The organism is Meishania litoralis (assembly GCF_042611095.1).
Lineage (GTDB): Bacteria > Bacteroidota > Bacteroidia > Flavobacteriales > Flavobacteriaceae > Meishania > Meishania litoralis.
The window spans coordinates 1,726,042-1,738,681 of record NZ_JBHFPV010000001.1; the positions used below are offsets into that span (position 1 = coordinate 1,726,042).

At 41.4% G+C, this 12,640-nt stretch carries 13 protein-coding genes; 11 read left to right on the top strand and 2 right to left on the bottom strand.

Features of this window, described 5'->3' with window-relative positions:
- The first annotated feature begins 79 nt into the window (after positions 1-79).
- The 3 genes from rplU to ACEZ3G_RS07715 all read left to right on the top strand — a co-directional run bounded on the left by rplU (position 80) and on the right by ACEZ3G_RS07715 (position 1,913).
- Positions 80-787, top strand: a complete 708-nt coding sequence (gene rplU / locus ACEZ3G_RS07705; protein WP_432424862.1) for a 50S ribosomal protein L21 — start codon at positions 80-82, stop codon at positions 785-787.
- A gap of 51 nt (positions 788-838) precedes the next feature.
- Positions 839-1,099, top strand: coding sequence for a 50S ribosomal protein L27 (gene rpmA, locus ACEZ3G_RS07710; RefSeq protein WP_432424863.1), 261 nt, complete (start codon positions 839-841; stop codon positions 1,097-1,099).
- 169 nt (positions 1,100-1,268) lie between these two features.
- Positions 1,269-1,913, top strand: a complete 645-nt coding sequence (locus tag ACEZ3G_RS07715; RefSeq protein ID WP_432424864.1) for a DUF4874 domain-containing protein — start codon at positions 1,269-1,271, stop codon at positions 1,911-1,913.
- Positions 1,914-2,018: 105 nt separating this feature from the next.
- Here the strand turns inward: ACEZ3G_RS07715 and ahcY are convergent, their stop codons facing one another.
- A complete protein-coding gene (gene ahcY / locus ACEZ3G_RS07720) occupies positions 2,019-3,335 on the bottom strand; it encodes an adenosylhomocysteinase (protein ID WP_432424865.1) in 1,317 nt (438 codons plus the stop codon).
- 84 nt (positions 3,336-3,419) lie between these two features.
- On the opposite strand from ahcY, the gene ACEZ3G_RS07725 reads away from it, so the two are divergent.
- From ACEZ3G_RS07725 to ACEZ3G_RS07760, 8 genes are all read left to right on the top strand, one after another.
- The gene (locus ACEZ3G_RS07725) at positions 3,420-4,052 is read left to right on the top strand and encodes a 4'-phosphopantetheinyl transferase family protein (RefSeq protein ID WP_432424866.1); all 633 of its coding nucleotides are present in this window, start codon (positions 3,420-3,422) and stop codon (positions 4,050-4,052) included.
- 60 nt (positions 4,053-4,112) lie between these two features.
- A complete protein-coding gene (locus ACEZ3G_RS07730) occupies positions 4,113-4,373 on the top strand; it encodes a thiamine-binding protein (RefSeq protein WP_432424867.1) in 261 nt (86 codons plus the stop codon).
- Entirely contained in the window at positions 4,357-4,989 is a 633-nt protein-coding gene (gene pnuC, locus ACEZ3G_RS07735; RefSeq protein ID WP_432424868.1) for a nicotinamide riboside transporter PnuC, read from the top strand. Before ACEZ3G_RS07730 ends, pnuC begins: the two co-directional genes overlap by 17 nt.
- On the top strand, positions 4,950-5,513 hold the full coding sequence (locus ACEZ3G_RS07740) for an AAA family ATPase (protein ID WP_432424869.1): 564 nt from the start codon (positions 4,950-4,952) through the stop codon (positions 5,511-5,513). The genes pnuC and ACEZ3G_RS07740 overlap by 40 nt, the downstream gene beginning before the upstream one ends.
- Positions 5,510-7,051 (top strand): DUF4301 family protein, encoded by a 1,542-nt coding sequence (locus ACEZ3G_RS07745; RefSeq protein WP_432424870.1) that lies wholly within the window; start codon positions 5,510-5,512, stop codon positions 7,049-7,051. Before ACEZ3G_RS07740 ends, ACEZ3G_RS07745 begins: the two co-directional genes overlap by 4 nt.
- Positions 7,052-7,270: 219 nt before the next feature.
- Positions 7,271-7,759: a hypothetical protein gene (locus ACEZ3G_RS07750; RefSeq protein WP_432424871.1), complete on the top strand. Its 489-nt coding sequence runs from the start codon at positions 7,271-7,273 to the stop codon at positions 7,757-7,759.
- A 509-nt stretch (positions 7,760-8,268) separates the two neighbouring features.
- Positions 8,269-8,571: a hypothetical protein gene (locus tag ACEZ3G_RS07755; RefSeq protein ID WP_432424872.1), complete on the top strand. Its 303-nt coding sequence runs from the start codon at positions 8,269-8,271 to the stop codon at positions 8,569-8,571.
- 207 nt (positions 8,572-8,778) lie between these two features.
- Positions 8,779-10,137, top strand: coding sequence for a sigma-54-dependent transcriptional regulator (locus ACEZ3G_RS07760; RefSeq protein ID WP_432424873.1), 1,359 nt, complete (start codon positions 8,779-8,781; stop codon positions 10,135-10,137).
- Here ACEZ3G_RS07760 and ACEZ3G_RS07765 read toward each other — a convergent pair.
- Positions 10,112-12,541: a hybrid sensor histidine kinase/response regulator gene (locus ACEZ3G_RS07765; RefSeq protein WP_432424874.1), complete on the bottom strand. Its 2,430-nt coding sequence runs from the start codon at positions 12,539-12,541 to the stop codon at positions 10,112-10,114. The two genes, ACEZ3G_RS07760 and ACEZ3G_RS07765, sit on opposite strands and share 26 nt — an antisense overlap.
- Between the last annotated feature and the right edge of the window lie 99 nt (positions 12,542-12,640).

Below are 12,640 nucleotides of genomic sequence, written 5' to 3' on the forward strand. Positions count from 1 at the left end.
TTGTGCATTAAGCATTAAGCAGTATATTTGCATCCGCTTATTGAAAAAATAGGTAATAAATTAAATAAATATACACGCTATGTATGCAATTGTAGAGATGGCAGGGCAGCAATTCAAAGTTGCGAAAGACCAAAAAGTGTATGTTCATCGCTTACAGACAGAAGAGGGTAAAAAGGTAACTTTTGACAATGTACTTCTTTTGGACGACGGCAAGAACATTACGGTTGGCGCCCCGGCCATAGACGGAGCCGCAGTAGAGGCCAAAGTCATCAAGCACCTTAGGGGTGACAAAGTAATCGTCTTCAAAAAGAAAAGACGTAAAGGTTACAAGGTAAAAAATGGGCACCGTCAATCGTTGACTGAAATCGTTGTTGAGAGCATTATTGCCAAAGGGGCTAAAAAAGCAGCTCCTAAAGAAGAGGCAAAGCCTACCGAAAAGGTAGCGGCCCCAGAAGCAAAGGCAGAACCAAAGAAGGCAGCTCCGAAAAAGACGGAAACAAAGGCAGAACCAAAAAAAGCAGCGCCTAAAAAGGCGACTGTCAAAGCTGATGACCTCAAAAAAATTGAAGGAATCGGACCTAAAATTGCAGAAACCTTGATTGCTGCCGGTATTGCGACTTTTGCCGATTTATCAAAGACAAATCCGGCCGAAATTTCTGAAATCATTGCCGATGTGCGTGGAAACCATGTTACCGATACATGGCCAAAGCAAGCAAAACTTGCAGCTGACGGTAAGTGGGACGAGCTTAAAAAATGGCAAGACGAATTAGACGGGGGTAAAGCATAAGTAAATTTAATAATCAGTCCCTGAAACGGTTCGGGGTTAAACAGATATATCATGGCACACAAAAAAGGTGTAGGTAGTTCTAAGAACGGAAGGGAATCAGAATCGAAACGACTCGGCGTTAAGATTTTTGGTGGACAAAAAGCCGTTGCGGGAAATATCATCGTGAGACAACGAGGAACAAAACACAATCCGGGTGAGAATGTATATGCTAGCAAAGACCATACATTGCACGCAAGTGTTGACGGACTTGTAAAATTCGAAAAGAAGGCCGGTGGAAAATCTTATGTTTCCGTTGAGCCGTTCGAGGCTTAAAAAAATACCGTTTAGTAAAAAAGCCCTTTCAATATTGAAAGGGCTTTTTTATTTTGACAAATATACTTTCTCGATCCAAATATCGTTAGATTTACGTAGATATCTTGTATGCCATGCTTTTGCCATTCTTATGGTATATGCTTAAAAATTAACGTTTTATCAAAAAGAAATGATGAAATACACCCCACTATTTCTCATCGTATTCTTTTTTGGTTGCGCCAATGATGCCGACCTGCTTGATGATGCGGTTTATATTCAAGAAGTTGTCGAAGTCGAAGTTCGTGAACCGAAGGGTGGAGAAGGTACGCCCGAAAGTGAAGTCTCGATTCTTTCCCGTAAATTAATTGAAATAGACCAAGAATTGGCATCCCTTTTTTGTCATGGAGATCAAAAAACCATCAATTTTGGGCAAGGATCGTATTTGGTCTTTGAAACAAGTATGAACAATTTTGAAAGATTGTCGTTCAATGAATTACAGAATTATGGTAATAGGGCCATGGAAAATCTAGATAATAATGGTTTGGATAGACCTATAATTTATCGTAATTATTTAATGGATGGTCTTGTTTCTTTAGACAACACATCGGACTTTATCACCAACCTTTTTGCTGATTTCAACGTCATAAGACAGACTGGTTTAAAAACCATAGTACGATTTTCATATACTATGTCACCCAGTAATGAGAATTCGGCTAAGCCTTTTGAATATGTACTTGAAAAAGGAGCGCTTGAACATATTATAGGCCTATCTTCTACATTAAAGAATAACGCCGACGTTATCTCTTGTTTTCAGATTGTATTTGTTGGGGACTAATCGTTCAAGAATTAGCGAAACCGACATAAACGTAAAAAACCTTGCATTGAAGATGCAAGGTTTTTGTTTTTTGAATCACCTCCGTTATGAAGGCATACCTGATTATTAGTATCTATAATACTCCGGCTTATAAGGCCCTTCGACCGTTACCCCTATATATTCGGCTTGATCTTGACGCAATTCGGTCAATTCGGCGCCCAATCGTGACAAGTGTAGTTTGGCAACTTTTTCATCTAAATGCTTAGGTAGCATATATACATCGTTGTCATAATTGGCACTGTTCTTCCAAAGTTCGATTTGAGCCAAAGTCTGGTTGGTGAACGAGTTGCTCATTACAAAACTTGGATGACCGGTGGCACAACCTAAATTGACCAGCCTACCTTCGGCCAGAACGATAATGTCTTTACCGTCAAGGGTATACTTATCGACCTGAGGTTTGATCTCATCTTTGGTATCGCCATAATTTTTGTTCAACCAGGCCATATCGATTTCATTGTCGAAATGACCGATGTTGCAGACGATGGCCTTATCTTTCATGGCCTTGAAATGTTCGGCCCTAATAATGTCTTTGTTCCCGGTAGTGGTAATTACTACATCGGCATTGCCTACGACAGTTTCAAGTTTTTTGACCTCGAACCCGTCCATACAGGCTTGTAGGGCACAGATTGGATCTATCTCGGTAACGGTGACAATGGCACCGGCTCCTTTAAAGGAAGCCGCCGAACCTTTGCCGACATCACCGTAGCCGGCTACTACGACTCTCTTGCCTGCCAACATGGTATCGGTTGCACGTCGAATAGCATCGACGGCACTTTCGCGGCACCCATACTTATTGTCGAATTTTGATTTCGTGACCGAATCGTTCACGTTTATCGCTGGCATAGGAAGCGTTCCTTTTTTAACGCGTTCGTACAAACGGTGAACACCCGTGGTAGTTTCTTCAGACAGTCCTTTAATGGCCGCTGCCAATTCAGGGTATTCATCCAAAACCATATTGGTCAGATCACCACCATCGTCCAAGATCATGTTCAAAGGCTCTCTTTCTTCACCAAAGAACAAAGTTTGCTCGATACACCAGTTGAATTCTTCCTCGGTCATCCCTTTCCAAGCATAAACCGGAATACCTGCAGCGGCTATGGCTGCAGCGGCATGGTCCTGGGTCGAAAATATGTTGCATGAACTCCAGGTGACCTCTGCCCCCAAAGCCACCAAAGTTTCTATAAGAACAGCTGTCTGAATGGTCATATGCAGACATCCCGCTATTCGCGCGCCTTTCAAAGGTTGTTCATTTTTGTACTCTTCACGAAGCGACATTAACCCTGGCATTTCGGCCTCGGCCAATTCGATTTCCTTTCTTCCCCAGTCGGCAAGCGAGATATCTCTTACTTTATAAGGTATGTAAGTAGCGGTTTTGGTGCTCATAGTCCTTTTTTATTTTTACTTTCGTTCAGTGACGGTTTTTCCGTCAATTGCGATGGCAAAGTTACGAATATCCTAAATAATGCAATGCCACTTTATAAAACTATAACGGTCGATTCATCGATTTTAGTTCACATTTGGAAGATCGAGGAATCAGAATCTCAACTTTCGGAAGGAATCAGGCTTACGGATAATAGTCAACGGCGTATGCTCGGCATGAAATCGGAACTCCATCGAAAAGGTTTTTTGAGCATTCGGCATTTAATGGCCAAGCAAGGCTATGAAGATGACGATATGTACTACGACGCCGCTGGAAAACCCCACTTAAAAGATGGTAAACATATTTCGATCACCCATTCGAACCATTTTACGGGCATAATAGTAAGTGGAGATAGGGAAGTCGGTATCGATATCGAGAAACAGCGCGATAAGATTTTGCGCATTGCCCATAAATTTACCCCGATTGAAGAATACCGTACTATCGCCAATAACGATGCTCTTGTAAGGAAGTTGACCGTTGTTTGGGGATGTAAGGAATCACTGTACAAGATTTACGCCCAAGAGGGGCTGAGTTTTTTGCACCATATCAATATTGCCGATTTTTCGATTGCGGATCTTAAGACAACGGGAGAGATTTTATACCAAGGAAAGATATCACATTACGATATTTCTTTTTTTGAATTTGAAGGATTTACAATGGTATATGCGCTTGGAAGTTGATAAGTTTGTGGTATGTCTTCGGAGGTTGCATAGGCCAAACCGAAAATAAAACCGCAAGCAATGAAAATCTCAGTTGAGCTCACCTTTTCGCCTTTACAGGACGACTTTGAGCAACACATCATCAATTTTATCAAAAACCTACGAACGTCCGGACTTACCGTTTTGGAAAATCCGTTGAGTACCCAGGTGTATGGCGAATATGACGAGGTGATGCAGGTGTTGAATGCCGAGATCAAGATTGCCTTTGAATTGATGGACAAGGGATTGCTATATATGAAAATCGTAAAATCGGACCGAAGCGGCTATGAACCAAATTTTTGATTTTTTTCTCAGCTCGTACCAAGGAAAGGAAACACATATTATTGTTCTAGAAGCAATTGTTTTGGTAGCCGGTATTTTGAGTGTTTGGTATGCCAAAAAGGAGAACATCCTTGTTTATCCGACCGGCTTGGTGGCCACCGTCATTACCGTATATCTTTTTTTAAAAGACGGCCTTTTAGGTGATATGATGATGAATTTCTATTGGTCGGCAATGAGCATTTATGGGTGGTGGAACTGGTCTAGAAAAAAAGATGATAAAAAAGTGGTGCAAATTTCACGAACGACAACCAAGGAAAAATTGATAGGCGTTGCCTTGTTTTTTGCGACCATGGCCATCAACTATTCGGTATATAGGGCGTTCGATTACGAAATCGAATCTTCCAATTATATCGATATTTTCACATCAGGACTATTCTTTACCGCGATGTGGTATATGGCCCTTAAAAAACTGGAAAATTGGACCCTTTGGATTATTGCCGATTTGATTACGGTGCCCCTTTATGCATATCGCGGTTGGGGCATGCTCTCCTTTCAATATGTTATATTTACCGTTTTGGCGATTCAAGCCTATATCGAATGGAAAAAAAGTTTAGACAACAGCCCGCACATATCGTAAGAGTAGTGCTTTTTGGCCCCGAATCAACGGGTAAGACCACCCTATCGGAGCAGTTGGCTCGACATTACAATACGGTTTGGGTGCCTGAATATGCACGGGAATATTTACAGAATAAATGGAACAATGAACGCAAGACCTGTGAACCACATGATCTGCTTCCCATTGCCGAAGGCCAGATACGATTGGAGAATGATTTGGCCAAAAAAGCAACAAAAGTTCTTATTTGCGATACGGATCTTTTAGAGACCAAGGTATATTCCGAAGCCTATTATGTCGGGCATTGCGACCCGATTTTAGAAAAGTATGCCCTTGAAAACCAATACGATCTTTATTTTCTGACGTATATCGATGTGCCTTGGGAGCTTGACGACCTTCGAGACAAACCATTGGAGCGTGAGCGAATGTTCCAATATTTTAGAGACACTTTAGAAAAATACAATCGTAAATTCATTATTTTAAAAGGAGATAAGAAAACTCGTCTGGCGACCGCAGTCGCCCATATCGATAAATTACTTGACAAATGAGCCATATTTCCAATCAAGACCAGCCACAGTTAGATCAAAAGGGAATCACAAAAGACAAAGTACTCGATCAGATCGAGACTTTTAAAGAAGGCATTCCTTTTGTCAAATTGGAAAAGGCGGCGGTCATCGGTGGAGGAATTTCAAAATTTTCCGAGCTGGAAGAAAAGGAGCTTGTCGCAAAATTTGAAAGAGACCGAAAGAAACTTACACTTCTGAAATTTGTGCCGGCCTCGGGGGCAGCGTCCCGAATGTTCAAGTCCCTATTCAATTTTTTGGATACTTATAATCCTGGAAAAGAAACCCTTGAAAGCTACCTTCAGAGAACCAATGATGGTGATATCAAGGTTTTTTCACAAGGCCTGACCGATTTTCCCTTCCATAAATTGGTGCAATCCAGAATTGTGGGGCAGTCCACTTCAAAAGACGATGAAATCTACCTTTTCGTAAAGGAACTATTGTCCGAAGACAGACTTAACTATGGCTTTTACCCCAAGGGACTCTTGCCTTTCCATAATTACGGTGAATTTGTTGCGACCCCTTTTGAAGAGCATTTTATGGAAGCCGCACTGTACAGTAGAACAGATGATACGGCCAATCTTCATTTTACGATTTCCGAACAACATGGCTTAATGTTCAACAAGGAATTCTCGAATATAAAAGAAAGGGTTTCGGGCAAAACGAATACATCTTTCAATGTAGGCTATTCTTATCAAAAGTCCTCTACCGATACCATAGCTGTCGATATGAAAAATAGACCGTTTAGAAATGATGATGGGTCGCTTCTCTTTAGACCAGGCGGACATGGAGCATTGATCGAAAACCTCAATGAGCAAGATGCCGATATCGTTTTCATCAAGAATATAGACAATGTAGTAGTACAAAAAGATATAGAAAAAGTCGCTGATAGTAAAAAGGTATTGGCCGGTCTACTTTTGAAAATTCAAGAAAAGGCTTTTGAATATGCCGAACTTTTAGATACGGGTGAAGTTTCCGAAGGCATGATGGCCGAAATCAAAGGCTTCCTTGAAAGAAATTTGAACTCAAGATTTTTGCATAAATACTACGGTTTCAATCAAGAAGAACAGATTGCGGTTTTGAAAGACAAGATCAACCGCCCGATCCGCGTCTGTGGCATGGTCAAAAACGAGGGCGAGCCCGGGGGAGGGCCTTTTTGGATATTAGATGCATATGGTCATAGCTCTTTACAGATTATCGAGTCAGCCCAAATCGATATGAACAATATGGATCAAGTTCATATACTGAAAAATTCAACGCACTTCAATCCTGTTGATCTGGTCTGTGGTATAAAGAACTACAAGGGCGAAAAATATGACCTCAGGCAATTTGTCGATTATAAACAGGGCTTTATAACCGAAAAGACCAAAGATGGCAAGGCCCTAAAAGCACTCGAACTACCTGGGCTATGGAATGGGGCAATGGCTTTTTGGAATACTGTTTTCGTTGAGGTACCCTTGGTAACCTTCAATCCGGTGAAGACGGTCAACGACCTTTTGAAGATATCACATCGGGCAAGCTAGATCTTTGGGCTATCGAATTTTTAAAAGTGTGTATGTTTTACACACTTTTTTCATTTTTTACACAACGGTACACATTACATAAATATTTTTATACACACTTAAACAACACATATTCAGCATATTATGATTTATTTAAAGATCGATAATCTGTTGGCACTATTTTCCCGTATATGAGGATGATTATCAAAACAAATAATTAATATTTTAAAAGAACACAAAATGAAAAAAGTAATGTTAGTTGCAGTTATGGCCTTAGGATCAATGACCGTATTTGCACAAGAAGAAGTACAGGCCGTAGCCGCTGAAGCTACTGAAACAGCTGTCGAAGCTACCGAAGAGGTCGCTACAGAGGCCGTTGAAGAATCAGTTGAGGTTACTGAAGAAGTTGCCGTTGAAGCCACTGAAGAGGCAGTTGAAGCTACTGAAGAAGTTGCTGTTGAGGCCACTGAAGAGGCAGTTGAAGCTACTGAAGAAGTTGCTGTTGAGGCTACTGAAGAAGTTGCCGAGGCACAAGATGACTTTGCTGAAGTTGCAATTGAAGAATTACCAGAAGCCATCACTACTGCTCTAGAAGCAGCTCATCCTGGGGCTACAATCTCTAAAGCCTACATGAACGAAGCTTCACAATACAAGTTGGAAGTTGCCAAAGAAGACGGTTCTGCAGTTGAGTTGTATGCAGACGCAGAAGGTAACTGGATTGAAATGTAAGCCACTGAGCTTAGTTTAAGAAAATCAATCAGTTCTTAATTAGCATTTAGTCTCGACTTCCCCCGGAGTCGAGACTTTTTTTTGCGCAATAACCATCAACGTATTCAATCGAAAAGAATTCCCACATACTTCTGTGTCAGGGTTTCCGATGAAATGTCATTCCCGCAACAGCGGGAATCTAAATAACAGAAATTCGATTTTTGGCCTTCAGGTCAAAATAAAACCAGCGAAACTTGCCTGCCGGTAGGCACCTGCACAGATCTGCTTTGAGGATCGATGGTTTCAAGAAATTCTTTGTTCGTTAAAGGCACTGACTTTTTTTTCTAAGTGCCATGTCAATTTGTATAGAATCTACACAAAGTTCTAGATCTACTACCCAGAATTATACACTTCCTATTTAAATATTTAGAACATAAGTCACTAACATACAATAAGTTAGTTATAAAAAATATCTTTGGTACTATTTTTTCAATGTACGTAATGAGTTTAATAGTTAATAAATATATATCATGAAAAAATTAGTTTTTGTACTGGCGCTATCACTTGGAAGTCTAACCGCGTTCGCTCAGGATACCGAAGAAGTTCAAGCTGAAGCGACCGAGGTTGTAACGGCTCAAGATGATTTCTCTGAAATCGCTGCCGAAGAATTGCCAGAAGCTGTGACCGCCGCTGTCTCAAAGAATTATCCGACAGCCAAAATCGATAAGGCTTATGTAAACGAAGAAAAACAATACAAGTTGGAAGTATCTCTTGAAGACGGTACTTCAGGTACCTTGTATGCTGACGAGAACGGAAACTGGATTGAAATGTAATAACTTGAGTTATTTGTTTTGTATCAAGTTGGTTTGGTCAGAAAGGGGTTGCAATCGCAACCCCTTTCTATTTTAAATTGTTTTGGGCGCATATTGTTTTGTGGCCCGAAGACGGTGCTTTCTAGCGGGCCTATTTTATGAAAATTTTGGGTGGCAAATAGCTTTCTTATGGTATTTTTACGTACATACCTTTAGAGACCTAATTTTATGCCAAACATCTTGATCATCGAAGACGATACGGCCTTTTGTCAAATGCTTCAAAGGTTCTTGACCAAAAAGGGATACGTCGTAGAAACAAGTTTTGCAGCCCCCGATGCCAAGACCAAGTTCAATAGCACTACATATGACCTTGTTCTTACCGATTTACGCTTGCCCGATTATGACGGCATCCAATTGCTCGAAGAGATAAAGAAGAGCAATCCGAAAACCCCTGTTATTGTAATGACGGGCTATGCTGAGGTGGGTTCGGCGGTAAGTGCCATGAAAAAAGGTGCATATGACTATATAGCGAAACCTTTCACTCCCGATGACATCGTGGCCGTAATCGAAAAGGCTCTTAAAGCGCGACCCGATTTAGCTCCATCGGCATCCCAAAAGATTATTCCTAGAAATGACAATAACGTCAGTGAAAATAATGCGCATAAGATTGTTCTAGGCGTAAGTGAAGCCTCAAAGAAACTTGAGGAATACATAAAATTGGTAGCGCCGACCGATATGTCGGTATTGATTACGGGCGAAAGTGGTACGGGTAAAGAAGTCACCGCTAAGGCCATTCACGATAACAGCAGCCGTAGCAGTTTCAATTTTATTGCGGTCGATTGCGGCGCTATTCCCAAAGAATTGGCGGCCAGCGAGTTCTTTGGCCATATCAAGGGAAGTTTTACCGGAGCCGTAGAGGATAAGGTGGGCAATTTCGAGGCGGCCAATGGCGGTACTCTTTTTTTGGATGAGGTAGGTAACTTATCCTATGAAAATCAGATACAATTATTGAGGGCACTTCAGGAACGTAAAATAAAAAAAGTAGGAAGTACCAAGGAAGTCAATGTAGATGTCCGGATTGTTACCGCTACCAATGAAGATTTGACGGAAGCGGTGGAAAAAGGTACTTTTCGGGAAGATCTCTACCATCGCTTGAACGAGTTTTCAATCCATATTCCCTCGCTTGAAGAGCGCTTTGAGGACCTAATGCTTTTTGCGGACCATTTTTTGTCAAAATCCAATAGTAATCTGAACAAAAATGTGCACGGATTTTCAAACGAAGTTTGGGATGTTTTTCGACAATACCACTGGCCCGGAAATTTGCGCGAACTACAGAACGTTATAAAACGAGCGGTACTGTTGACGACGGGTGACGAAGTTGAAATATCGGCCTTGCCAAAAGAAATTTTGCAGGCCAATGGCAAAAAGAATGTACCTGGTACTATTTCCAAATCTGAATTTGAGAAAGACCAGATTATCAAAGCACTTCAAAAGACCAACTACAATAAATCGAAGGCGGCCAAGCTATTACAGGTAACCCGTAAGACACTTTACAACCGAATCAATCATTATAACTTAGACTTGTAGCCAAATATTCGTTCAATTCGTCGGTCAGGTTCGTTACTCCACTTTTCACTTTTTGCAGGGCATCGAGCAGTTGCCCCCGATTCATGATTTTCCAATTGGCGAGTTCCAATTTTTCCAAGGTTGGCACGGTCGAATCGACTTTCAGCTGTCTGAACATGGGCAACATTCGATGCGCGACTTGATTGATTTTCGCGTAATCGATGACCGTTACGGCCTCTGAAAGCTGTTGAATATTGATTTCGGTATCGCGAAGAAAAGTTTGTAGAACTTCACAAACGGCATTATCGTTATCACCTAAAAACGAATTGATTATTTCAAGATTGAAATGGGTTGTCGATTCCTGCTCTTTTTTAATAGCAGGTTTTTCCGATATCTTTTCCGTTTTGATGCCGAGCATGTTGAGCATACCGATCAACTCGCCTTTTGAAAAGGGTTTTTGAAGTACCTGGGCAAATCCTAATGCCGTATACGCCTCGACTTCAAGATCACGTCGTCCGGTCATGGCGATAATGGGTTGCCCTTGGTAATGGTCGTATTTACCCGATTTTAATCTTTTCAGTACCTCGAATCCTGTAACCTGGGGCATTTGTATATCGGTCAAGACCAGGTCATAGGCCAAATACGAATCTTGTTTGATGGCCAAAAAATTGGAGAATGTATGTACGGTAATACCCATACTTTCGGCTAGTTCGCGTAGCATGCCCAAAAGGGCGCCATCATCATCGATAACCAGCATTTTCAACTTCGGAACCAAAAAGGCCGTGTCTTGTCGAACGGTTACGCCCTTGTTCGTCACTTCCAATGGAACCTGCAGCGTAAAGGTACTCCCTATACCTTCTTCACTTTTCAGTTTTAGCGAACCGTTGAGCAATTCGGCCAATTTTTTGGAAATGGTCAACCCCAGTCCGTACCCTCCGAATCTTTTTTCCGTCGAGTGGTCGGCCTGTGTAAATTCCTTGAAGATCAAGTGCTGTTTTTCGTTGGGAATACCGATTCCCGTATCGATTACGTCAATTTGCAGCAAAGTATTTTTTGATGAACGATTCTGCGCTATCGCTTTGATAGTAATGGAGCCTTCTTCGGTAAACTTAAAGGCGTTTCCAAGAAGATTGTTCAAAATTTGGCGAATGCGAAAAGGGTCGCCCAAAAGGGGCTTTTCGAGCTGCCCGTCGATTTCCAATGTTAGTTTTAGGTTTTTGTTGCGGTACAATGCCTCAACGTTCTCGGCGGTCTCCCGTATTAGATTGGCAGCGACAAAAGGCACTTTTTCGATATTCAGTTTACCCGCTTCCAGCTTCGAGAAATCCAAAAGGTCATTGACCAGATTACCGACGTATTCTGAAGCTGATTTTATATTTTTGAGGTAACGGGCCTGTTTGTCCGTAATGCCTGTATTCTCCATCAATTCGGTATAGCCCGATATGGTATTCAAAGGTGTTCTAAGGTCGTGGCTTACGGTAGAAATGAGTTGTTCCCTACTTTTTAGTAGTGATTCCGAAAATTTCTTTTCTTTTTCAAGTTTTTGCCGATACAGTTGTACTTTCCAAAAATCGCGGTTGATCAAAAAGGTAAAAATACCGACGATTATGAACCCTAAGAGTGCCGTAATGCCCGCCAGCCGTATGCTACGGCGCATCGTCGCTTGCCGCTTTTGGCCGACTTCATAGGTATTGGCCAAAATTTCCTGTTCTAAGGCCGCAATGATATTTTGAAGTTGTCTTGAAAGTTCCAGATCGTTTCTGTTGACCTCGAGCTCTTTCTGTGCCAAAGATTGCTGTGATTGGAAATCTTTGAGCTTCGCTCTTTCCAACATGACCCGAGAAGCCGATAAAATAGAATCGGCATATTCAGCATCGGCAGTTCCATCTTGATTTTTCGGAACATTTTGGCTCAAAAGCTTGGCATATTCCGTCAGCACTTTTTGTTCGTTCGGAGACAATTTATCGTAATCGGCCACCATATTTTCGGCCGAAAACCTTCCAAATGATTCTTTAATCTTATCGAATTCCTTCAAGGCCTTGTCCAAAGAATTATTGTTGGTCCTTTGTTTTTTCAATTGGCGGAGTTCATTGTTGTTCGCGACTTTCTGTCCCAATAAGACTTGAAGACTGTCCAAAAGTTCTTTCTGTTGTGCCGCCTGGGTCAATAATTTCAAAGAATCTATCGAGGTTTTTATCGAATCTATCTTTTGTGCATAGGAAAGAAAATTGTTGTCAGCGGTACTGTTCAAGGCCAATTTTGAAAGACTTTCAGCTTCGTACAATTCTGTGACCAGAGCCCCGGTCTTGAGAAGCTTGACATCGGTATCTTCGCCTGAACCGGTGGCTATATAGTCTTGTATCTCAATGTAGATGAAGTAACCCGAAGTCAAGGCCAGAGCCAATAATACGAGGTAACTCAACATTATCTTTAAGGTAAACCGATTTTTGGATTTTTCGTTCATATCGCTGCCCTCCACAAAACTTGTTATAGATACGCAAAATCAGGAGATTTTGTTTACAAC

What these genes read in the sequence shown, in the direction of transcription:
- ACEZ3G_RS07745 (WP_432424870.1), top strand. Translation starts at nt 5,510, where the DNA reads ATGAGCCATATTTCCAATCAAGACCAGCCACAGTTAGATCAAAAGGGA.
- ACEZ3G_RS07765 (WP_432424874.1), bottom strand. Translation starts at nt 12,541, where the DNA reads ATGTTGAGTTACCTCGTATTATTGGCTCTGGCCTTGACTTCGGGTTAC.
- ACEZ3G_RS07715 (WP_432424864.1), top strand. Translation starts at nt 1,269, where the DNA reads ATGATGAAATACACCCCACTATTTCTCATCGTATTCTTTTTTGGTTGC.
- ACEZ3G_RS07760 (WP_432424873.1), top strand. Translation starts at nt 8,779, where the DNA reads ATGCCAAACATCTTGATCATCGAAGACGATACGGCCTTTTGTCAAATG.
- ACEZ3G_RS07730 (WP_432424867.1), top strand. Translation starts at nt 4,113, where the DNA reads ATGAAAATCTCAGTTGAGCTCACCTTTTCGCCTTTACAGGACGACTTT.
- rpmA (WP_432424863.1), top strand. Translation starts at nt 839, where the DNA reads ATGGCACACAAAAAAGGTGTAGGTAGTTCTAAGAACGGAAGGGAATCA.
- pnuC (WP_432424868.1), top strand. Translation starts at nt 4,357, where the DNA reads ATGAACCAAATTTTTGATTTTTTTCTCAGCTCGTACCAAGGAAAGGAA.
- ACEZ3G_RS07755 (WP_432424872.1), top strand. Translation starts at nt 8,269, where the DNA reads ATGAAAAAATTAGTTTTTGTACTGGCGCTATCACTTGGAAGTCTAACC.
- ACEZ3G_RS07750 (WP_432424871.1), top strand. Translation starts at nt 7,271, where the DNA reads ATGAAAAAAGTAATGTTAGTTGCAGTTATGGCCTTAGGATCAATGACC.
- ACEZ3G_RS07725 (WP_432424866.1), top strand. Translation starts at nt 3,420, where the DNA reads ATGCCACTTTATAAAACTATAACGGTCGATTCATCGATTTTAGTTCAC.
- ACEZ3G_RS07740 (WP_432424869.1), top strand. Translation starts at nt 4,950, where the DNA reads ATGGAAAAAAAGTTTAGACAACAGCCCGCACATATCGTAAGAGTAGTG.
- rplU (WP_432424862.1), top strand. Translation starts at nt 80, where the DNA reads ATGTATGCAATTGTAGAGATGGCAGGGCAGCAATTCAAAGTTGCGAAA.
- ahcY (WP_432424865.1), bottom strand. Translation starts at nt 3,335, where the DNA reads ATGAGCACCAAAACCGCTACTTACATACCTTATAAAGTAAGAGATATC.